Below are 21,909 nucleotides of genomic sequence, written 5' to 3'. Positions count from 1 at the left end.
TCTTTTTTTTGTAAATTTTTTCATAAAAAAGAGGTGAAATAGTTGCAATCGAATATATTTATGAATTTTCATAATCTCAAAAAATTACGGGATACTAATACAACCTGGAAATTACTGGCTCAAAAAAATGCTCCGTTTATAGTATCGTTCCTGTATAGTGAATTTGTTGCAAATAATAACAGAGGAATAATAGAAGAAGAAATAGAATCTGACTTGGAGAGTTTTATAGAAGAACTGGAATATGGGATGGTTAATAAAGAGGAAATAAATTTTTTTAGTGAAGATGGGGAAGAGAATAAAAAAATTAAAACAACTGCAAAAGAATATCTTTTGAGGTGGTGTGATGAAGATAAAGGTTATCTGAGAAGATATATCCTGGATAATGATATATATTATGATTTAACACCAGGAGCTCAAAAGGCTATCAAAGCAATAATGAATCTGGAAGAAAGAGAGTTTATTGGTGCAGAATCACGTTTCAAGACAATTATTATGTTGTTATACCAAATTGCAGTTGGTAGTGGAGAGAATATTGAAACAAGAATTTCCTATTTAAAAGAGGAACGTGACAAAATCAATAAAGAGATATCTGACCTTGAAGTAGGAAAAATTTTAAACCTTCAACCTCATCAGATTATTGAATATGTGTATCAGATTTTAGATTCAGCTAATGACATCTTGGGTGATTTAAGGAGTGTTGAAAAAAATTTTGTAGATTTAAACTTGGAATTTAAAGAGGATGCAATAGAATGGAAAAAAGGCAGAGGAGAATTATTGAGCAATTACTTCAATGGAGAGCACAGTATAAAGGACAGTAATCAGGGAAAAAGTATGAAAGCCTTTTGTGACCACTTAATGTCTCGTGAATCCCAAAATAGATTTGCCAGTTTGGTAAAAAAAGTTATGGAAAATGAAGTTGTAAGAGCTGTGCCTGAATCTCAAAGATTATATACAATAGAGTCAGATTTAAAAGAAGCTGCAAAAAGTATATTAGGAGTAATGGCTAGATGTGATAAGGATTTGAGAAAATGTGTTGAGAATGGAGACAGTGAAAATGATTATCGTAGGATTAATCAGCTCATTAATAGTATAGAATATAAATTTTCTAAATTAAAAGGGGTAAAAGAGCTCAAGAATTTTACAATAGAGTTAGATAGTTTTTATCTTGACATTGATATTCCTATGGCAAGGAGCTTATTTACTATTCCAGATATAATGGAGCAAAAAATTTATGATTTAGAAGTAGCTGACAATGAGATAGATTACTCAAGTCTATCAAAGCAGGTTCTTATTGACGAACATGAATTGGTGGAGAAAGTAAAAAAATGTTTAGAAGAAAGCAAAATTGGCAAAGTGAGTTTAGCAGATGTTATTGAGAGATATCCATTAAAATATGGAAAAATCGAATTTTTGAAATATTTAAACTTGGGAAAGTATTTTAAGAAAGAAATAAATTATGAAGAGATAGATATTATAGATTTGAAAGAAAATGGTGAATGTGCACAGCTTAAAAAGACATATTATAGTTGGAAAGATTAGGAGGGAAAATGGAAGAACAGGAGATATTATTTTCAAAAAGTGTAACAAACTTATTAAAAGGAATTATCAATAGAAGTGATGATTTAGAAGTATGGGATTACATTATAAGGCATAAACCTAGAATTGAGGAATATGTAAAGTATTTAAACTTAAAGTTTGTACTGGACAGTGAAAATGGCTATTGTTATGTAACAATTTTAGATGATAGCAAGGAGTCAAGAGTGCCAAGGCTAGTTAGAAGGAATCAGTTGGATAGATATTCAAGCTTAATACTTGTATTATTAAAAAAAAATTTACCAAATACAATTTCTATAAAAGGGCGGGAAGTTATATCCAAAGATAAGATATATGAATATATTGCTTTATTTTTAGGGAAAAAAACAGATGAGATAAGAGAAATAAAGCGTGTAAATAGTGCAATAAAAAAAATAGCGGACATGGGATTTATAAGGCAAATAAAGGGTTATCAGGATCAATATGAAATATTGAGAATTGTAGAAAGATTTGTTGATGCACACTGTCTTGAGGGGATAGATACAAAATTAGACTCTTATAGAGAGTTTTTTAATGAGGATGAAAAAGAGGAGGAATAAATAATGGGGACGCAGCATAGTTTATTTAATTTACCACCTTCAGATATAAAAGCAGGTATAAGATTATATAAAGTAGAGCTTTTAAATTGGGGAACATTTAACAAATTTATCTGGCCTTTTGAATTCAATGGTGACAATACTTTGATATATGGTGCGTCTGGGTTAGGTAAATCTTCTGTTATAGATGCAATTCAAACTTTACTAGTAGATGGAAGAAAATTTAATTATAATCAGGCTGCTGGGTCAGGGCCTAGAGAAAGGACAATTCATACCTATGTATTAGGAACATATGGACGTACTGTAACTAAAGAAGGAAGAACTATTCCTGAGAAATTAAGAGATTTTCAAGATTATTCTGTTATTTTGGCTGTTTTTAAGGATGAAAAGCAGAATAAAACAGTTACTTTAGCAATGCTACTTTATTATAAAGGTGATGAGAGTAATGGATTGGAGAAAAAATATATAATAGCGGAAAAAGAGCTCAGCATTAAAAAGGATTTTGAAGAATTTAAAGGTGGGATATCTGCATTACGAAAATATTTTAAAGATAATAGTATAAAGATGATGGATACATATGCAGGATATTATTCAAAATTTTCAAAGCTTTTAGGTGGATTGGATGAACAGGCCTTAAATATTTTTCAACAGGCCATACATATGAAAAAAGTAGATTCTCTTACACAGTTTGTCCGTGAGTATATTTTAGAACGCAACAGAACTATTGATGATGAAATAAACAAACTTATAGATAATTTTGAAGACTTGAATGTTTCATATGAAAAAGCATTGGAAGCGAAAAAACAGGTGGAATTGTTAAGACCGATAAGAACGATTGGAAAGAAAAGAAATGATCTTCTTGATGAAATAAATGCTATAAAAATAGCACAGGAAGTTTTACTTCCATGGACTTGTGAGCACAAAGTAGAATTATTAGAAACTGAGATAGCAAATTTAAATGCTAAACAGAGTGAATTGGAAGAAAAAAAATCTGTTAAAGTAGAGCTTAAGAAGAAATTTGGAAAAGAAATAGATGAACTGCTTATAAATATTGGAGAACAGGGTGGAAATGCCATTGCAAATTGCCAAAAAGAGTTAAAAAGAGAAAATGAAAAAAAAGAAACTGTAAAAAGAAAGATAGCAGATTATACAAAACAAAGCCAGTTGTTAAAGCTAAAGGTTCCATATACAAAAGAAGAGTTTGATAAAAATCAAAATGAACTGAGAAAACTTTATGAAACTCTGCCAGTGGAAATAGGTAATTATCAGCAAAAATTGGATGAAATAACAATAGAAAAGAATGATGAACAGCGTAAATCACAGTTGATTAGTGAGGAACTGGAATCATTAAAATCAAGAACTAGCAATATTCCTAAATATTTAGTAAATATTCAACAAAAATTATGTGACGAATTTAAGCTGCAGAGTAAAGAAATTCCATTTGCAGGAGAGTTAATAGAGGTAACGGATTTGCAGTGGGAAGGAGCTATTGAAAGACTGCTCCGTGGATTTGCAAAATCGTTGCTCATTCCTAAGCATCTGTATAATGAAATATCTAAATATATAAATGATCATCATTTGAAAAATAGATTAGTCTATCATTTCGTGGATAACAATATTACAAATTTAAAAGAAATGCGATATGTAGATGATAACTCAGTGTTAAAAAAAATAACGTTAAAAGATGACATAAATTTTAAAAAGTGGTTAGAGAATTTTTTGACTAGAAGATATAACTATCAGTGTTGTGCAACAATAGAAATACTTAATAAATGTTCAAGAGGATTGACTATTGAAGGTCAAATAAGGTCTAATACTAAGCATGAAAAAGATGATAGCAGAAAAATTGATGATAGAAGCTATTACTGTTTAGGTTTTACCAATGAAAAAAAGATAAATATGCTAACACAGAATTTAGATGATATTAGAAATGTCATAAGTCTAATACAGGATAAATATGTAGAGATTGAAAAGAACAAAAAAGCTTTAGAGATCCAGCAGTTAGCTACTTCTATTTTACTTCAGTATAAAGACTTTGAGGAGTTAAACTTAAAAAATGTAGAGGAAAGAATAGCAGAATTAGTGGGCAGAATAGCAGAATTAGAGAAAAATGATAAATTAAGGTATCTAAAAAATGTTGTAGCCCAAAAAAGAGATGAGTTGGCATTAACTGAGACGGAAATTAATAATTTAGTTGCAGATATAAGAGAAACTACTACTAAAAGAGAGAATTTTGATAGTCAATTAAGAAAAAATAAAGAAAAGATTAAGATAAAAGAAATTATTGAATGTTATGAGACTGGGTTAGCTTTGGTATTAAAAATATATAAGGAGAAGATAAACACCCAATTATCTTTAGCTAATGTAGATGAGATAAGTGACAATATTAGAAGATTTTTAGAAGCGCAATTAGATAAAAAAAATGAAAATGAAATAAATTTAAGAGATAAATTAATTACTTCCATTGGAAAATTTGTAAATAAATTTGAAATTATAAGTTTTGATGCAAATGTCAATTCTTTAGAAGAATGTAACGTAATGCTAGAAGAATTGGAAAAAGACAAATTATACAAATTAGAAAAAGAATTTAAAGATGGGCTACATGATAAAGTTGGACTACGTTTTGGATTTATGAATAGTACTTTCTCAGAGAGTGAGAAAAAGATTTGTACTAAAATAGAAAAAATAAATAGAATACTATCGACAATAGAGTTTAATGTAGGGACATATATTACAATTAATGTCAATCATACCAATAACAGTGAAATAAATGAATTTAGAGCAGAGATAAATTCTTGCATTGGTGGTCAAACTGACGATGAGACAGTACTTGAGACACGTTTTAAGGCTGCAAGAGCTTTAATAGAAAAATTTAAACAGCAGGGTACAAATACGCCTGAAGGGCGTTGGGTTGGCAGAGTTACTGATGTAAGAAACTGGTTTGCTTTTTCTGCAACAGAGAAAGATCAGGAAACAGGCAAACAACGTGAACATTATGATGATTCATCAGGTAAATCTGGAGGTCAAAAGGAAAAACTTGCTTACACTATTTTAGGGGCAGGTCTTTCTTATAACTATTTCATGGATAATAGTCAGGAGATAGGATTTAGAGTGGTCATTATAGATGAGGCCTTTTTAAAAAGTTCCAATGATGCAGCAAGATTTGGACTAGAACTTTTCAAAAATCTGAAGTTTCAATTTATACTTGCAACTCCAGGGAATAACCTAGAGGTTATAGGAAAATATGTTAAAAGTGTATGTAATGTTGAGCAGGATGAGATGAGCAGAGAATCTAGGGTACAGAATATAAAAATAGGAAAGTTCTTAGATAAAATCACTTTGAGAAGAGAGGATATAAATGAATAAATTGAAGTATTACAAGGATATTATCCATAAGTTAAGTATAAAATGGAGAAATAAGGAGATTTTAAGAAAAATATTTAGGGATGAAAATTTTAATTTGGAAATGCGGGTTTCTAATTTAACTAAAAATGATATATATAAAGATTTAAAAGAAATAAGCTTGTGGGTAGAGGAAATTGAAAACAATAGTAAAATGAATTTAGGATATGGATATGAAATAAAATATAGAGAATTACATGATATAGGTAAAAAAGTATATAAATTTCCCCATTATATATCTATAATATCTAATAAAGATGCTATTTTGTTATTAAAGAAGAAAAAAGATGTTGAAAAATTTAAACTGAACAGTAAGAAGTTGATAGCAAATTTTCCTGAACTTTCAGATTATATATATGATAAGCCTTTTAAAATATTGAATATAGAAAATATAGATAATATAATAGCTGTACTTTTGTGGTTTAAAAATAATAAAAATAGAAATTTTTATATAAGAGAGTTAGATATTGAGGGTGTAGATACTAAATTTATAGAGAATAATTTTCCATTATTAAAAGAGCTTTTGCCTGTTATTTTAATTGATGAAAGGATAGAATACAGTGAGGACTTTTCTCAAATGTTTGGGTTCAAACGTAAGCCGAACCTTGTAAGATTTAGAATATTGGATCCAGAAAAATATATTTTAAACTTTTCAGATATAAGTGTTCCTATTGAAGAATTTTCACGATGGAAAAATTCTTTTTCTAAAATATTTATAGTTGAAAATGAGATAAATTTTCTCTGTTTTCCTAAAGTTGAAAATGCAGTGATATTATTTGGTTCAGGATATAAAGCAGGGTTATTACAAAAAGCTTCCTGGCTCAATGAGAGAGATGTATATTATTGGGGAGATATAGATACTCATGGGTTCAGTATTCTTTCAAATGTGAGAAAGGATATTAAGAATGTTAAATCTTTCCTTATGACAGAGGAAATACTATTAAAGCATAAAGATATGTGGGTTATAGAGAAAGAACAATCTAAAAATGATGGAGTATATTTGACTCCAGAAGAAGCTAGTGTGTTGTATAAACTTAAAAAAAATGTTTATGGAAAAAATGTAAGATTGGAACAGGAAAGAATAAGGTATAGTTTTTTAAAAGAGTATTTAAAAGAGATAATATAAGATTTAGAAAATTAAAATACATAGAAAATGTGGCATAACATATTGATTCAGAATGATTAATGAATTAAAAGTATTGATTATCTAGTATTAATATAGGATAATCATAATGGGAGAATATGTCACATGTCTAAGAGGTGTTAGATGAAGATAGAATTAACAAAGGAACAGGATACAATAGCAAGGTGGGGAAAGAGAACCTTAATAGTAAAAGGAACTGCTGGAAGTGGAAAGACTTTAGTTGGACTGGCCAGAGCAGAAAGAATTTTGGAAGATCAGGAACGTTCTCTTTTTAATGAGGATAAAAGAGTATTGTTTTTTAGCTATAACAACTCTGTTATTAATGAGATTAGAGATAAAAATAGAGAATATTGTAAAGATAGATTTGTAAATAAGGTTGCTTTTGAAACTTATGACAGATTTTTTTATGATTTGATTTGTGATATTTTTAAAGGATATCATCCTGATTTTACAATAAGTACTTTTAACAGGGAATACTTTGCTCCTGATGGAGAATATGCAGATTATTTGGAGAAAAGTGCTAAAGATTTAGGTCTTGAACAGAAGCTTTTATTAGATGAGTTACGCTATATTATGTATAATGGCTTTAGTAAAGATGAGTATGCTACAGCAGTTAGAAAAAATAAGGAAAAGGAAATTACAAAAGAGATTAGGGAAAAGATTTATTCTGTTCTTGAAAAGTATAGAGATATTGTAAGAGAGAATAAAAAAATTGATATATATGATGCATATATCTGGTTTTTAGATGTATATTTAAAGGAGTATAGAATAAAAAGATATGAGACTGATATTGAAAATGCTTATCTGAAAAAAGAGGGAAAAGAGACTATAGATGAAATACCTAATATCTATGAAATATTTTCAGATGTTAAGGCAATAATTGTAGATGAAAGTCAGGATCTTTGTAGAATAAAGATAAAGACTCTCCTTAAGATAATGGAAATATTTGAGGATATCAACTATATAACATTTCTTTATGATATTTCACAGTCAATCTATGGAAGCTCATATTTTAGTAGCATAACCTCTTTTAAATCTATGGGAATAAGTGCAATAAAGAGTGTAAAAACTTTAAGCTATAGTTATAGAAGCACAAGACAGATACATCAATGTGCATACAGCCTTTTATCAAAGTACTCAGAAGAAAATGATGAAAATGAATTGGTTGTCAACCCGATATTTGGACAGAGTGATGAAGGGGTAAAACCTGTTTTGGTAGAATGTCCAACTGTAAAAAATGAGGGAAGACTTCTTGCAAGAATGATAAATACTCTGATGGAAAAATATAGATATACTCCAGATGATATAATTATAATCTGCCAAAATACAGAAGAGGAAGAGCGTTTTGAAAAGATACTGGAAGGAAGTGGACTGCAAACTGCATATATCTCTTCAGAAATATCAAGAGAGTATAATGAAAACAGGAAATCTGCAAGGGAAGAGAATAAGGGTAAAATAAGAATATACAATCCGTATAATGTAAAAGGTCTTGAGTCAAAAGTAATATTTATAGTGGGAACTAATAAGCACAGCCATAGACGTACAGATGAGGAGAATGCAAAATTTTACTATGTACAGATGACAAGAGCTATGGAACTGTTATTTATTATGACAGAGGGAGAGCCTGACAAATATATTCAGAGTATAGATGAAAAATATATTACAAAGGTTGATTACAATCCTAATCTTGATATAGATGAGATAATAGATAGAGATATTGAGATGCAAAAAGAGATGATTGAAAGCAATAAGATATCAAGATATGCTGGAGTGGCAGAGAATATTGAGAAGAATTCAGCTGCAGATAAAGCTTACCAGGAAAAAATGGAATTGAGGGAGCAGACTATTAATAAGGATCTCTTTACTGGTAATGCAGAAGCTGAAAAATATGTTAATAAGGTTCAGACAGATATGTCTATTCTGCCAGATGATGTGATAAAAAACCTTGGATTGGGTCTTTATTATTATGAAGGTGTAAATGATATAGAGACTGCCTATGGAAAGTTTGCCAAAGGGCTGGAGCTTATTTTAAAAAGAATCTATAAAGATAGAGAGCTCACTTTGGGACAGATGGTAAATTTCCTTGAGCTTAATAAAGATTATAGAGATTTTGCTAAAGAGATAATAGAATATGGATTTGTAAGAATAAGAAATGCAGCTGTACATGAAAACTTGAGTCCAGAGAATAAAAAAGAGATAGAGAAAATATATGACTATATTTTTAAAGATAACAAGCTGGTAAAACTTTTTGATAAGATGCTAAAAGTTAAAGAGAGAGAAGAGAATAATGGAGTTATTACCAGAGTGGCTTATGTTGTCACTAAAGGCTGCCAGGCAAAGGTACGTGGAAAAGATTTATATCTTTATCTTCTTGATAATGAAGATTTTGGAGCCTGCAAAAGACTTATTAAGAGTGGAAGATATGAACTGGAAGGAAAGTATCAGGTTTCTAATGGTATGGATATCTTTGTGATAGATAAATTTAAGGAGTGTAAAGAGCCAGTAGAAGAATAGTAAATTAAAATAATTTTGTGTACTGCACCTAAAGTCTTGGATAAGTAAGATGGAGGGTGTAGTACATTTAATTAGTAAATTTTCCAAGTGAACTGATAGATAATTTGTGAATTAATCTAAAATTGATACTTATGGAAATAAAGGCAAAATCTGTTATTGCTTGGAAAAAATATGTTATACTTTAGATGTAAAGGGAGTTACGTAAAATAAAATAATAACAAGTCGTTATTTGACCATTGATAGTAACATGGGATGTTTTAAGACGCTTTCATGAACACTTTTTTCTTGAATGTCATTTTCATTGAATAGTAACATTGGATGTTTTAAGACAACGCATCCAAAAGCTCTATCAGTACCATTTTGTAGATTGAATAGTAACATTGGATATTTTAAGATAATATGGCAACTTGTAATCTTTACTTGTTAACAAGAATTGAATAGTAACATGGGATGTTTTAAGATGCCTGAGCTTCTGTCTCTTCAGTAACTTCTTCAGTAAATTGAATAGTAACATTGGATGTTTTAAGACCTTTTCAGGGGTCTTTTTTATTTTTTGAAAAAATTTTAAATATCTAGATGGCTAAAAATGAGAAATTAAAAATTAAATACTTAATTTTTAGTAAAAAAGTATTGATTATATGGTCTTGATAGAGGATAATAAAATTGAAAAACAGGTCACATTTATAAAGAGGTGTCAAATGAAGATACAGCTATCAAAAGAACAGGCTGCAATAGTGGGCTCTAGTGAAAGGATTTTAATAGTAAAAGGGACAGCAGGAAGTGGGAAAACACTAGTTGGACTTGCCAGAGCTGAAATGATTTTAGAGGATCAAGCAGGCTCTCTTTTTAATAAACATAAGAAGGTGCTTTTTTTAAGCTATAATAACTCCATTATAAATGAACTAAAAGATAAAAATAGAGAGTACTGTGATAAAAAATTCTCAGAAAGTATAGAGTTTAAAACATATGATAAATTGTTTTATAGTTTAGTTAAAGGTATATTTCTACAAGAGCATTCTGAATATAAAATAAGCACTTTTAACAAAGAATATTTTTCTAAAGAAGAACCTTATAAATCCTTTATGAAAAATATGGCAGTTGAATTAAATCAGGACGAGGATTTTTTTATAGATGAGATTCGCTATATTATGTACAATGGTTTTAGTAAAGAGGAATATGTGGATGTAGTAAGAAACCATAGAAAAGGAAGATTAAATAAGGATGTAAGGAAGAACATATATGATGTCCTCATAAAATATAGGCATATGCTAAAGAATAATAATAAAATTGATATATATGATGCATACAACTGGTTTTTAACTGTATATCTTAAAGATTATAAAGATAAAGATTATGCTAAAGATATAGAAATGGACCAAGTGTCAAGTGAAACAGTAACTGATGATAGCGATTTACAAAATAAAAAGCGAGTTAATCTTTTTCAGATTTTTTCCAATATAGAAGCTATAATAGTAGATGAAAGTCAAGATTTGTGTCGTCTAAAAATCAGAACTTTACAGAAAATTATGGAGATATTTGATGATATACATTATCTGACTTTTCTATATGATATATCTCAATCTATTTATAAAAGTTCCTATTTCAATAGTATAACTTCATTTAAATCAATTGGGATTAATGCAAGAAAAAGTGTTAAGACTTTGGGATTTAGCTATAGAAGTACAAGACAGATTCATCAGTGTGCCTATAGTCTTTTATCTAATTACTCTGATAAAGATGACGCCAATGAATTAGTGGTAAATCCTATCTTTGGACAGAGTGATGAGGGAATTAAACCTATGTTATTAGAATCTCCTACTATAGAAGCAGAGAGTAAATTTATAATAAAAATAGTAAAAGTTTTATTGAAAAAATACAACTATACTATGGACGATATAATTATTATATCTCAGAATGTTGAAGAGGAGAAAAGTTATAAAACTGAAATGTGTAATAATGGGATAGACTCAGTATATATCTCTTCAAAAGACTCATATTCATATAATAAAGATGGAGTTTCTGCTAGAGATGCAAATAAAGGAAAAATAAGAATCTATAATCCATATAATGTAAAAGGTTTGGAATCTAAAATTATATTTATGGTGGGAAACAACAGCTATAATGAGAACAAACCTGACGAAGAGATTGCGAAATACTACTATGTACAAATGACAAGAGCAATGGAACTGCTGTTTATACTATCTGTTGGAGAGGCAAATAAGTTCATTCAAAGTATAGATGAAAATTATCTATCAAAACTTGAATATGGAGATAATCTGAATATAGAAGAGATAATTGACAGTAATATAAAAATACAAAAGGCTATAATTGAAAGTAACAAACTTCCAAGATATACTGGAGTAGGGGAAAATCTTGAGAAGAAAACTGAACTTGAAAAAGAGTATCAGGAAAAATTGGAACAGAAGGAAAAGGACCTACAAAATAGCAATATAAATGTCAAACTTACAATTGAAGATTATGATAAAAAGGTTTGTGAAGAGATGGGTGAACTTCCAGATGAAGTTTTGAAAAATATTGCTCTTGGACTTTACTATTCCGAACAGATTATGGATATAGAAACTGCCTATGGTAAGTATGCCAAGGCCTTGGAGCTGGTGTTAAAAGAGATATATAAAGATACTGTAATGACTCTTGGAGAGATGGTACATAATCTTGAGGACAATAAGGACTATAAGCAGTTTGCCAAAGAGATTATAAAACTTGGGTTCATTAAAATAAGAAATTTGGCTATTCATAGCACTTTGGATATAAATAATAAGAAAGATTTGATGGTAATACAGGACTATATTTTTAAAGATAAAAAGCTGGTGAAACTATATGATAAGATTTTAGCAGTTAAAGAAAGAGATGATAATAAGAATCCTATAAGTAAAATTGGTAGCCTTATAACCAAAGGATGTAAATCTAAGATACATGGTAAGGAACTTTACCTGTATTTGATTGATAATGAGGAGTTTGGAGCATGCTCAAGACTTGTAAAGGACGGAGTATATGAGATGAATGGAAAATATCAGCAGTCCAATGGTAAAGATATCTTCATTATAGACAGTTATAAATGTTGCAAAGAACCTGAAATAACTATTCAGTAATATTAAGACCCTTTCGAGGGTCTTTTTTGTTTTTCAAAATAGAAGTCTATTTAAGGCAAAAAGTAGTATTTATATGCTATAATGTTATAAAGAAATCATATAAAAAGGTGAGGGAAATGGCGAAAATAGAAGAAAAAGAAAATTTCAAAGAAACTCTTTGGAAAGCTTGTGATAAACTTAGAAATAATATGGATCCTGCAGAGTATAAATATGTAGTATTAGGGCTTGTTTTCTTAAAATATATAAGTGATAGTTTTGAGAAAAAATATAAAGAACTAGTCGAAGAAGGGGCAGGATTTGAAGAAGAAATAGATGAATATACAGCTGAAAATATATTCTGGGTACCTAAAAAAGCAAGATGGAGTGAAATTGTAAAAAAAGCTAAAACTCCAGAAATTGGGTTGATTATAGATGAGGCTATGGATGAGATAGAAAAAGCAAATGAATCATTAAAAGATGTGCTTTATAAAGTATATTCTAACCAAATGCTTGATAAAGGAAAACTAGGAGAATTAATAGATATAATTGGAAATATAAATTTACAGACAAAAGATGGAAAAGGGCAAGATGTTCTTGGACAAGTATATGAGTTTTTCTTAGCAAAATTTGCTAATTCAGAGGGGAAAAATGGTGGACAATTCTATACACCTGATTCAATAGTTAAAACTATAGTAGCATGCTTGGAACCTACAAAAGGTAGAGTGTTTGACCCAGCATGTGGGTTTCGTGTCATAATAGTGATAGAGGCAAATAGTTATGTAAATATAAGGAGTTCAAGACTTCTACCAAAGTTTAAAACTCAAAAAATAAATAGTTGGTGTGCTGCTTAGAGTATCCATTTTAATAATGGATATTGTAAATAGCATACCAATATAAATAAAGATTATAAATTTTATAAGGAGGTAGTATGGATTGTATAGAAGCTCATAAGTATTCTTTTGCAAATAAAACTATGCTTGAAAATGAAAAGAAGTGTGGTTGTTTTTATTGTTGTAGAATCTTTTCTCCAAATGAAATAGATGATTGGTGTGAAGATGAACCAGATTGGACAGCAATTTGTCCATATTGTGGGATTGACTCAGTGATAGGAGAATCTATTGGATATCCACTTACAAAAGAGTCGTTAGAAAAAATGCACAAAGAATGGTTTTAGTAAATATTTAATATGTAAATCTTAGACGATAGAAAGTAATAATTCTGTCGTCTTTTTAGTACCATAAATAGTGTAAGAAAGAAAGTGATTTCTATCTTGCACTATTTTTGTATAATGAAGAAGTAGTATGACGATCGTCTTTTAGGGTTAAAACATCCGCAATAAAAACTGTCATCTACCTCTTCATTATTCATATTCGGTTAAGCAGGTTGGGCAAAACGTCCGTGTCACGAGCTAAAATGAGTGTAATGGTGCAGGTAGGAACTACAAATTTAAAAGAAAGAAGGTAAGAAAATGATATCTATAGGAATAGATATAGCAAAAGAAAAATTTACAGCCTGTGCCTTAGAAAAAGGTAGCAAAATTATTTGGAAGCCCTTTGATGTAAATCTTAACAAACCAGAAGTAGAAGGATTCTTAAATAAACTAAAAGATTTAAATCAAGAAATCAAAATAGTCATGGAAGCAACAGGAAAATATCATTTGCCAATTCTTTATGAATTAAAAAAACAAGGATACTTTGTAGCAGTAATTAATCCATTAAAAATGAAACAGTTCTGCCGAGTGTTAAACTTCAGAAAAGCAAAAAATGATAATATAGATGCCACACAAATAGCAGAATATGGGTTGATGTATTGGAAAGAATTACAAGAACACAAAGTAGATACAGAAAATTTTAGAACTCTAAAAGAATTAAACAGATCTTATCAGCATTACATGGACCTAAGAATCAATCAAATGAACTTCATAGACCAAACAATCAGTCAAACATTTCCGGGAATAAAAAAATTAATATCTCATGGATCTAAAGACTTCTCAAAAGACAAACTATTAGATTTCTTAGAAACATGGTGGCACAAAGACCTAGTTTTAGAAAAAACAGAAGAAAAATTCATAGAAGACTTTAAGAACTGGGCAAAAGAAAAGAGATACCATCCTAATGCTGATAAAGCTAAATCCATTTACAAGCTTGCAGAGGAAAGTATCTCAACTCAACCTTCCAATAGCTCATACATAAAGATGAACCTACAAGAAGGGATAGAATTGATCAAACATATAAATCAAATTCTATATAATATTTTATCACAAATGATAGAAATTGCCGAGCCTCTAGAAGAATATCAAGAAGCCAAAAAATTCTCAGGAATATCAGACAAATTAGCAGTACAAATAACAGCAGAATTTGGAGACTTATCAAAATTTAAAAATAAAAAATGCCTAATATCCTTTGTAGGAATAGACTCACCACCATATGAATCGGGGAATTTCAAAGCAGATCAGAGAAAAATAACCAAAAGAGGTAATGCAATACTTAGAAAAATAGGATACCAATCTATGAAATGTATGATGAGTGTTAAAAATCCAGAAAATGAAATATATCTATATATGCTAAAAAAAGAAAAAGATGGAAAAGCAAAAAAAGTATGTAAATTTGCAGGCTTAAATAAGTTCTTAAGAATCTACTATGCAAAAGTTATGGCATCAAAACAAGAAAAGGAGGCGTTAAAAGTAGCTTAGAGTTAGGAATAGAATAGTTAAAACAAGCCGATATCAACCGGCTTATTTGCTATGCTTAAATTCAATACTAAATATTACAAGCCTACTCTGAAATTAATTTCGGAGTAGGCTTGACTTTTGTTAGCAGGTTTTTATTTCAAAGAAGGGAGGTAGGAATGAATTTTGATTATTTTTATAATAGGCAATCTGAGATGTATAACTTCATTAGGTTACCTATGGTATTAATGGAAGATGAAATTTTTGAAAGCATTTCTATTGAAGCAAAAGTTTTGTATTCATATATGCTTAATCGAATGGGTCTTTCATATAAAAATGGCTGGATAGATGAAGATGGAAAAGTTTTTATTTATTACACAATGGATTCTATTAAAGAACAATTCAACTGTGCAAATGATAAAGCCTTAAAAATTATGAATGAACTTGATACAAAATCAGGAATTGGATTAATAGAAAAGAAAAGACAAGGACTTGGAAAACCAAATAGGATTTATGTTAAAGATTTTATGAGTGTTTTTTACAGTCCAAACAACAGAAATGCAGATTTCCGAAAAGCAGAAGTCCAGACTTCCGATAATCGGAATTCAAGAACTCCGAATAACAGACTTCAAGATTTCCGAAAATCGGAAGGTAACTATAACAATATTAGTAATAATGAGTTAAGAAAGAATGATTTTAGTAAAGGGCAAAAGCCTTATGGAATATATAAAAATATATTTTTGACTGATGAAGAATACAAGGACTTAACAAATGAGTTAGGAAGTAGAATTAATGAATACATTGATAGATTGTCGTCATATATGAAAGCAAACAACAGAGTTTATCAAGATCACAAGGCAACGATAATCAATTGGTATCTTAATGATCAGGCAAAAAACATTAATGATAATACAACAAGAAAAATGAATTACGATATAGGAGAGAGTTTATGAAGAACTTAAAAGATTTTGTATTAAGAGAAAATGATGTTGAAAGAAATGGACATATCTATTGTAAATCATGTGGTAAAAGAGTCGATGGAGAATTAGTTGACCTTGGATTTACAAAGTTTATTCCAAGAATTAAATGTGAATGTGAAATAAAAAGAGATAAGGAAAATGCAGAAAGAGAAATATTAACGAGAATATCATCGCTAAAAAGAGAATGTTTTTCATCGCAAAACCAACACCAATATACTTTTGAGAGATTCTTAAATGAAAAAGGTCAAGCTTACAAGGTTGCTTACAATTATGCTAAGAGCTTTGAACAAATGAAGGAAGACAATGTTGGACTTTTATTTTATGGAGATGTTGGCAGTGGAAAGACTTATCTTGCATGTTCTATTGCAAATGAATTAATTGAAAGAGAACAAGTTAAAGTTAAGATTATGAATTTATCTCAGGTTATAAATCAAATACAAAAATCCGCATTTAAGGTAGATTCAAACGAAATTATAAATAACCTATCTAATATTCCTTTATTAATCTTAGATGACCTTGGAATTGAAAGGGACACATCTTACGCAAGAGAACAGGTATATAACATTATAAACTCAAGATACTTAAAGGGTAGGCCGACAATTTTTACTACAAACTTATCATTGGAAATTATTCAAAATCCAAACATTGACCTTGAGTATCAGAGAATATATTCAAGAATACTTGAAATGACAATACCAGTTAAAGTTACGGGAGAAGATTTTAGAAGAAAAATCCATCAAGAGAAGTTAAGAAAATACAAAGAGTTACTTTTATATGGAGGTGGAATAGATGATTAATGAAGAAGTATCAAGGTCAAGTCTTAATCTTGAAGTAAGGCTTGCAAAAGCAACAAGTAAAGCAATTCTTGATGCCTTAAAGAAAGTACACAAGCAAATAGAAGAACAAGGAGGCTTGAAAAATGTAATAAAAAATAACGGAGAAGAAGTAAAGCTAAAGGATATGGTTAAAAAGGGACAGTTAGAAGAAATTAATCTAAAGGATCCTGAGTTAAAAGAATTAAAGAAAATTTTAAATAAACACGGAGTGAAGTTTTCTGTTATGAAAGATAAGGAAACTGGTAACCACTCTGTGTTTTTTCAATCTAAGGATATAAAGGTAATGGAACATGCCTTTAAAAAAGCAGTTAAGGCTTCTGAAAGAAAGGCCGATAGGAAAGATTCAATAACGAAGACTATAAATAAGTTTAAAGATATGGCTAAGGATACCATTAGTAAAGATAAAGTTAAAAATAAACATAAGGAGCAAAGCTTATGATAAGTAATTTAAAAACATTTGAAAATAAGAATTTTGGGAAACTCACTGTTATAGAAAAAGACGGTGAGTTTTTCTTTATAGCAAATGAAGTAGCAACTATGTTAGGATATGTCAATCCAAGAAAAGCTGTTTATGACCATGTAGATGAAGAAGATAAGGGTGTAACGAAATGGAACACCCCTGGAGGAATACAGAATATTTCAATTATTAATGAGTCAGGACTATATTCACTTATCCTTTCATCAAAACTACCACAAGCAAAAATATTTAAAGCTTGGGTAACTAGAGAAGTCTTACCGAGCATTAGAAAAAATGGAGGATATATAGTAGGGCAAGAAAAGAAAACTAATGAAGAGTTACTTGCAGATGCAATTCTTGTAGCCAATAGAATTATTTCCGAAAGAGAAGAAGAAATTGAAGAATTAAGACCAAAGGCAGACTATTATGACAAATTAGTAGATTATAACCTACTTACAAACTTTAGAAATACTGCCAAAGAGTTAGGAATACCACAAAATCAATTTATAAGCTTTTTAATGGATAAGGGATTAATTTATAGAGATAAGAAAAAGAAACTCTTACCTTATGCAGATAAGAACAAGGGATATTTTGAAGTAAAAGAATGGGTTGATCCACTAGGTACACTTGTAGGCATACAAACATTTATAACGCCAAAAGGAAGACACTACCTACTAATTTTATTAGATAGTGAAGGTTTCTACGATGAATAGGATATTAGAAGCCATTCTTTCTGATATTAAAAACTTAATTAAAATAGACAACCCAAAGAAATTTATACTATCAAACATTCCCTATTTATCATTTTGCTACATTGGAAATATCTTTTCTAAGCACATCAATTCTTATGTAGGAGGAGATATTATTGATAGAATAATGGTGGGAATTTCTGACATAGGAACTTTATCTTATATACCAAGCCTTAATCCAAGGGACTTGTTAGTAGGTATTTCAGTTGCTGGTCTTGTTAAGCTAATTGTTTATAGCAAAGGAAAAAATAAAAAGAAATATAGGCAAGGCAAAGAGTATGGATCTGCAAGATGGGGAGAAAGCAAGGATATTGCTCCATATATTGACCCAAAGTTTGAAAACAATGTTCTCATAACTAATACCGAAAGACTTACAATGAATTCAAGACCTAAAAATCCTAAATATGCTAGAAATAAAAATGTATTAGTAATAGGTGGTTCTGGATCAGGTAAAACGAGATTTTATGTAAAGCCAAATCTAATGCAAATGCATTCTTCCTATGTAGTAACAGACCCTAAGGGGACACTTGTGTTAGAGTGTGGAAAAATGCTTTATGAAAATGGATATGACATAAAGATTTTAAATACAATAAACTTCAAAAAATCTATGAAATACAATCCCTTTGCATATTTGAGAAGTGAAAAAGATATTTTAAAGCTTGTCCAAACTATAATTGCAAATACTAAGGGAGATGGAGAAAAGGCAGGAGAAGATTTCTGGGTAAAGGCTGAAAAGTTATATTACACTGCCCTTATCGGTTATATTTATTATGAAGCACCTGAAGAAGAAAAGGACTTTAAGACACTTTTGGATATGATTGACGCAAGTGAGGTCAGAGAAGATGACGAAACCTATATGAATCCAATTGATAGGCTCTTTGAGGCTCTTGAAAAGAAAGATCCAAGTCATTTTGCAGTTAAGCAATATAAGAAATATAAGCTGGCAGCAGGAAAAACAGCTAAGTCAATTCTAATATCTTGTGGAGCAAGACTTGCACCTTTTGATATAAGAGAGCTTAGAGAACTAATGAGCGAAGATGAACTAGAACTTGATAAAATTGGGGATAGGAAAACTGCTTTATTCGTAATAATATCAGATACTGATGATACCTTTAACTTTGTAGTATCAATAATGTATTCCCAATTATTTAATCTACTATGTGATAAGGCAGATGATGTGTATGGTGGAAGACTTCCTGTTCATGTAAGATGTCTACTTGATGAGTTTGCAAATATCGGTTTGATTCCTAAATTTGAAAAACTAATAGCAACAATTCGTTCAAGAGAAATATCAGCAAGTATAATACTGCAAGCACAATCTCAATTAAAAGCAATTTACAAAGACCATGCAGATACAATAGTAGGCAACTGTGACTCAACACTATTTCTAGGAGGAAAAGAAAAAACAACAGTAAAAGAATTATCAGAAACCTTAGGAAAAGAAACAATAGACTTATATAACACATCAGAAACAAGATCCAACCAAAAATCTTTTGGACTAAATTATCAAAAGACTGGCAAGGAACTTATGAGCCAAGATGAAATAACTGTAATGGATGGCGGTAAGTGTATATACCAACTAAGAGGAGTAAGACCTTTCTTGTCAGATAAATTCGATATTACAAAGCATAAGAATTACAAGTTATTGGAAGATTATGATAAGAAGAATTTATTTGATGTGGAAGAGTATTTAACAAATAGAGATAAGGTAAAGTTAAAATCAAGTTATAAAATAAATAGGTTAAATATTTGAGTTTATGGAGAAAGCAAAATGTGTGAAAATAGAAAATCATCTTTAATTATATTAAATATAAATGGTGAGCAATTTATTATGGAAAGTGATACAGAACTCACAAGGGATAAGAAAAATTATATTGAAGCAATATGTGAGACAATGTACGATGAAAGCAATGAATGGTATGAAAATATATATGATATGTCTCCATATGATATAGCTGAGCTATTTGAAAAAACAGTAGAGGACGAAGTAGGAATAAATGTTACATTTAAAGCGATAGACCTTGAAGTATCCATTTTAGAAGACTAGAAATAAAGTGTTGATAGGCGATAGAAATTAAAAACTCTATCGTCTATTTTTATACTCAAAATTAGGAGGTTAAGATGGTAAGGATAAGAAGTCCCACTTAAAACAATTTAATATATAAGGCATTTAGCGATTGAATTATAAGTTCAGTCGCTTTTTTAATTGAAATTTTTAGATTAAGGAGAAGAAATTAATGGATAGAGAAATGATAAATATTAATGCAAATTTAGTTAAAGAAGCTGAATTTTCAGAATTTGAAAAAGATGGAGAAAGTGTTCAAGTAGCAAATTTTGCTCTTGTAAAAAATTATGGAAAGGGCAAAGAATATACAAATTGCTCAGTATATGGAGAAAAGGTAGAAATTGTAAAAGAATTTGAAAAAGGAGATCTAATCCATGTCTTTGGATATTTCAAAGAAAACAAAAAAGGAGATAAGATCTACAAGAACTTTATAGTTAAATCACTAAACAAAATAGAAAAAAGACAAGAAAACGAGGAGGAATAATATGGAATTTTTTACAGCTGGAGTTGGAGTTTTAAAGACACTTGTAACTGCAATTGGTGCAGGTTTAGGAGCATGGGGAGTTATTAACTTAATGGAAGGTTATGGTAATGATAACCCTGGTGCTAAATCTCAAGGTATTAAGCAGCTTATGGCTGGTGGAGGAATTGTACTAATCGGTATTAAATTAATTCCACTACTTGCAAATGTTTTAAATTAGGAGAAAGTCTATGTTTGGTATCTTTGACAAGCTAACTGAATTTTTTAAGGATATGCTACTCGGAGGTATCAAAGCAAATCTTGAGTCCATGTTCTTAGATATAAATGACAAGGTAGGAGTTATTGCAACTGATGTTGGGAAAACACCAATGGGTTGGAATGGAGAAGTATATAACTTCATAAAAAACATTAATGATAATGTGATTGTTCCAATAGCAGGTCTTATCATAACAGCAGTTTTATGTATTGAACTCATAAATATGGTTATGCAGAAGAATAATATGCACGATACAGATACTTTTGAGTTTTTCAAATACATTATAAAGATGTTTATAGCAGTCTACCTTGCAAGCCATGCCTTTGAATTTTCAATGGCAGTCTTTGATGTGGCACAAAATCTTGTAAACAAAGCGGCAGGGGTAATTACTACTTCTGCCACTGTTTCAGGAGATCAGATAGTTGCAATGGTTGATGCATTAAAAGAAAAAGAAATAGGTGAGCTTTTAATGATACTAGTTGAAACAAGCCTAGTGAGGATTGCAATTCAATGTATATCTTTAACTATTACCTTAATAGTATATGGGCGTATGTTTGAAATATATGTCTACTCATCAGTATCATCCATACCATTTGCGACTATGGGAAATAAAGAATGGGGTCAGATTGGAACAAATTATATCAAGGGACTTTTTGCCTTGGGACTACAAGGTTTGTTTTTGATGATATGTTTAGGTATCTACACCGTTTTAATAAGAACGGTACAGGTTACAGATATTCACGCAAGCTTGTTTAGTATATTAGGATATGCTCTACTACTTGGACTTATGATGTTTAAGAGTGGAACAATTGCAAAAAGTATTATGAATACGCACTAGGAGGAATAAATGTTAAAAAAGAAAAATTGTGCTTTATTGGGACTTGGAATTTTATTGGGAAAAACTTATGAGATCTTAAAAGAGAAGAAAAGAAATGAAGAGATTAGAAACTTAAAGAGGAGAATAAATAGACTCGGAAGATGTCACAATGAATTTGTTATGTATCAAGGAGAATACAATGACAAAAATGAAGAAAAACAAGAAGAATTAGAAGAAAGAATTAGCTACCTAGAAGAAGAAACAATATCTAATTATGACCATATACTTGAACTTTCCAAAGAAGAAGTAGAGGGAGATTAAA

At 29.9% G+C, this 21,909-nt stretch carries 19 protein-coding genes and 1 CRISPR repeat array; all 19 genes read left to right on the top strand.

Annotation, left to right across the window (positions count from 1 at the left end; all coding sequences use genetic code 11):
• Nucleotides 1-60 precede the first annotated feature (60 nt).
• The 19 genes from IX290_RS04605 to IX290_RS04515 all read left to right on the top strand — a co-directional run bounded on the left by IX290_RS04605 (nt 61) and on the right by IX290_RS04515 (nt 21,908).
• Nucleotides 61-1,539, top strand: a complete 1,479-nt coding sequence (locus tag IX290_RS04605; protein WP_211492039.1) for a DUF3375 domain-containing protein — start codon at nt 61-63, stop codon at nt 1,537-1,539.
• Between the two features lie 8 nt (nt 1,540-1,547).
• Nucleotides 1,548-2,132, top strand: a complete 585-nt coding sequence (locus tag IX290_RS04600) for a DUF4194 domain-containing protein (protein ID WP_211492038.1) — start codon at nt 1,548-1,550, stop codon at nt 2,130-2,132.
• A gap of 3 nt (nt 2,133-2,135) precedes the next feature.
• Complete coding sequence (locus IX290_RS04595; RefSeq protein WP_211492037.1) at nt 2,136-5,495, top strand: SbcC/MukB-like Walker B domain-containing protein; 3,360 nt, start codon at nt 2,136-2,138, stop codon at nt 5,493-5,495.
• A complete protein-coding gene (locus IX290_RS04590) occupies nt 5,488-6,657 on the top strand; it encodes a Wadjet anti-phage system protein JetD domain-containing protein (RefSeq protein WP_211492036.1) in 1,170 nt (389 codons plus the stop codon). The genes IX290_RS04595 and IX290_RS04590 overlap by 8 nt, the downstream gene beginning before the upstream one ends.
• 141 nt (nt 6,658-6,798) lie before the next feature.
• Nucleotides 6,799-9,189: a UvrD-helicase domain-containing protein gene (locus IX290_RS04585; RefSeq protein ID WP_211492035.1), complete on the top strand. Its 2,391-nt coding sequence runs from the start codon at nt 6,799-6,801 to the stop codon at nt 9,187-9,189.
• Between the two features lie 234 nt (nt 9,190-9,423).
• Nucleotides 9,424-9,717: direct repeats of the CRISPR family, unit length 29 nt; unit sequence ATTGAATAGTAACATTGGATGTTTTAAGA.
• Nucleotides 9,718-9,887: 170 nt separating this feature from the next.
• Nucleotides 9,888-12,299 carry a UvrD-helicase domain-containing protein gene (locus IX290_RS04580; protein WP_211492034.1) on the top strand — a complete coding sequence of 804 codons (2,412 nt, stop codon included), beginning with the start codon at nt 9,888-9,890 and terminating at the stop codon, nt 12,297-12,299.
• A 116-nt stretch (nt 12,300-12,415) separates the two neighbouring features.
• The gene (locus IX290_RS04575; protein WP_211492033.1) at nt 12,416-13,129 is read left to right on the top strand and encodes a class I SAM-dependent DNA methyltransferase; all 714 of its coding nucleotides are present in this window, start codon (nt 12,416-12,418) and stop codon (nt 13,127-13,129) included.
• Nucleotides 13,130-13,206: 77 nt separating this feature from the next.
• Nucleotides 13,207-13,452: a hypothetical protein gene (locus tag IX290_RS04570; RefSeq protein ID WP_062810403.1), complete on the top strand. Its 246-nt coding sequence runs from the start codon at nt 13,207-13,209 to the stop codon at nt 13,450-13,452.
• Between the two features lie 294 nt (nt 13,453-13,746).
• Nucleotides 13,747-14,970, top strand: a complete 1,224-nt coding sequence (locus IX290_RS04565; RefSeq protein ID WP_211492032.1) for an IS110 family transposase — start codon at nt 13,747-13,749, stop codon at nt 14,968-14,970.
• A 155-nt stretch (nt 14,971-15,125) separates the two neighbouring features.
• Nucleotides 15,126-15,899, top strand: a complete 774-nt coding sequence (locus IX290_RS04560) for a replication initiator protein A (protein WP_062810404.1) — start codon at nt 15,126-15,128, stop codon at nt 15,897-15,899.
• Nucleotides 15,896-16,723, top strand: a complete 828-nt coding sequence (locus IX290_RS04555) for an ATP-binding protein (RefSeq protein ID WP_062810405.1) — start codon at nt 15,896-15,898, stop codon at nt 16,721-16,723. Before IX290_RS04560 ends, IX290_RS04555 begins: the two co-directional genes overlap by 4 nt.
• Entirely contained in the window at nt 16,716-17,201 is a 486-nt protein-coding gene (locus IX290_RS04550; protein WP_000606600.1) for a PcfB family protein, read from the top strand. Before IX290_RS04555 ends, IX290_RS04550 begins: the two co-directional genes overlap by 8 nt.
• On the top strand, nt 17,198-17,932 hold the full coding sequence (locus tag IX290_RS04545; RefSeq protein WP_211492031.1) for a phage antirepressor KilAC domain-containing protein: 735 nt from the start codon (nt 17,198-17,200) through the stop codon (nt 17,930-17,932). The genes IX290_RS04550 and IX290_RS04545 overlap by 4 nt, the downstream gene beginning before the upstream one ends.
• Complete coding sequence (locus IX290_RS04540) at nt 17,925-19,721, top strand: VirD4-like conjugal transfer protein, CD1115 family (protein ID WP_249168855.1); 1,797 nt, start codon at nt 17,925-17,927, stop codon at nt 19,719-19,721. The genes IX290_RS04545 and IX290_RS04540 overlap by 8 nt, the downstream gene beginning before the upstream one ends.
• 18 nt (nt 19,722-19,739) lie before the next feature.
• Entirely contained in the window at nt 19,740-20,015 is a 276-nt protein-coding gene (locus IX290_RS04535; protein WP_211492030.1) for a hypothetical protein, read from the top strand.
• Between the two features lie 190 nt (nt 20,016-20,205).
• Complete coding sequence (locus IX290_RS04530) at nt 20,206-20,517, top strand: single-stranded DNA-binding protein (RefSeq protein WP_013669752.1); 312 nt, start codon at nt 20,206-20,208, stop codon at nt 20,515-20,517.
• Nucleotide 20,518: 1 nt separating this feature from the next.
• Complete coding sequence (locus IX290_RS04525) at nt 20,519-20,734, top strand: Maff2 family mobile element protein (RefSeq protein WP_012797151.1); 216 nt, start codon at nt 20,519-20,521, stop codon at nt 20,732-20,734.
• Between the two features lie 10 nt (nt 20,735-20,744).
• Nucleotides 20,745-21,608 carry a VirB6/TrbL-like conjugal transfer protein, CD1112 family gene (locus tag IX290_RS04520; protein WP_211492029.1) on the top strand — a complete coding sequence of 288 codons (864 nt, stop codon included), beginning with the start codon at nt 20,745-20,747 and terminating at the stop codon, nt 21,606-21,608.
• A 9-nt stretch (nt 21,609-21,617) separates the two neighbouring features.
• The gene (locus tag IX290_RS04515; RefSeq protein ID WP_211492028.1) at nt 21,618-21,908 is read left to right on the top strand and encodes a hypothetical protein; all 291 of its coding nucleotides are present in this window, start codon (nt 21,618-21,620) and stop codon (nt 21,906-21,908) included.
• Nucleotide 21,909 lies beyond the last annotated feature (1 nt).

Origin of the sequence: Fusobacterium sp. DD2 (assembly GCF_018205345.1) — a bacterium.
In the GTDB taxonomy this organism is placed as follows: Bacteria; Fusobacteriota; Fusobacteriia; order Fusobacteriales; family Fusobacteriaceae; genus Fusobacterium_A.
The sequence above is the reverse complement of the archived record's forward strand: the minus strand, read 5'-3'. Positions and strand labels throughout refer to the sequence as shown.

Coding starts and splice junctions, on each gene's coding strand:
- IX290_RS04605 (WP_211492039.1), top strand. CDS start 61: ATGAATTTTCATAATCTCAAAAAATTACGGGATACTAATACAACCTGG.
- IX290_RS04600 (WP_211492038.1), top strand. CDS start 1,548: ATGGAAGAACAGGAGATATTATTTTCAAAAAGTGTAACAAACTTATTA.
- IX290_RS04595 (WP_211492037.1), top strand. CDS start 2,136: ATGGGGACGCAGCATAGTTTATTTAATTTACCACCTTCAGATATAAAA.
- IX290_RS04590 (WP_211492036.1), top strand. CDS start 5,488: ATGAATAAATTGAAGTATTACAAGGATATTATCCATAAGTTAAGTATA.
- IX290_RS04585 (WP_211492035.1), top strand. CDS start 6,799: ATGAAGATAGAATTAACAAAGGAACAGGATACAATAGCAAGGTGGGGA.
- IX290_RS04580 (WP_211492034.1), top strand. CDS start 9,888: ATGAAGATACAGCTATCAAAAGAACAGGCTGCAATAGTGGGCTCTAGT.
- IX290_RS04575 (WP_211492033.1), top strand. CDS start 12,416: ATGGCGAAAATAGAAGAAAAAGAAAATTTCAAAGAAACTCTTTGGAAA.
- IX290_RS04570 (WP_062810403.1), top strand. CDS start 13,207: ATGGATTGTATAGAAGCTCATAAGTATTCTTTTGCAAATAAAACTATG.
- IX290_RS04565 (WP_211492032.1), top strand. CDS start 13,747: ATGATATCTATAGGAATAGATATAGCAAAAGAAAAATTTACAGCCTGT.
- IX290_RS04560 (WP_062810404.1), top strand. CDS start 15,126: ATGAATTTTGATTATTTTTATAATAGGCAATCTGAGATGTATAACTTC.
- IX290_RS04555 (WP_062810405.1), top strand. CDS start 15,896: ATGAAGAACTTAAAAGATTTTGTATTAAGAGAAAATGATGTTGAAAGA.
- IX290_RS04550 (WP_000606600.1), top strand. CDS start 16,716: ATGATTAATGAAGAAGTATCAAGGTCAAGTCTTAATCTTGAAGTAAGG.
- IX290_RS04545 (WP_211492031.1), top strand. CDS start 17,198: ATGATAAGTAATTTAAAAACATTTGAAAATAAGAATTTTGGGAAACTC.
- IX290_RS04540 (WP_249168855.1), top strand. CDS start 17,925: ATGAATAGGATATTAGAAGCCATTCTTTCTGATATTAAAAACTTAATT.
- IX290_RS04535 (WP_211492030.1), top strand. CDS start 19,740: ATGTGTGAAAATAGAAAATCATCTTTAATTATATTAAATATAAATGGT.
- IX290_RS04530 (WP_013669752.1), top strand. CDS start 20,206: ATGGATAGAGAAATGATAAATATTAATGCAAATTTAGTTAAAGAAGCT.
- IX290_RS04525 (WP_012797151.1), top strand. CDS start 20,519: ATGGAATTTTTTACAGCTGGAGTTGGAGTTTTAAAGACACTTGTAACT.
- IX290_RS04520 (WP_211492029.1), top strand. CDS start 20,745: ATGTTTGGTATCTTTGACAAGCTAACTGAATTTTTTAAGGATATGCTA.
- IX290_RS04515 (WP_211492028.1), top strand. CDS start 21,618: ATGTTAAAAAAGAAAAATTGTGCTTTATTGGGACTTGGAATTTTATTG.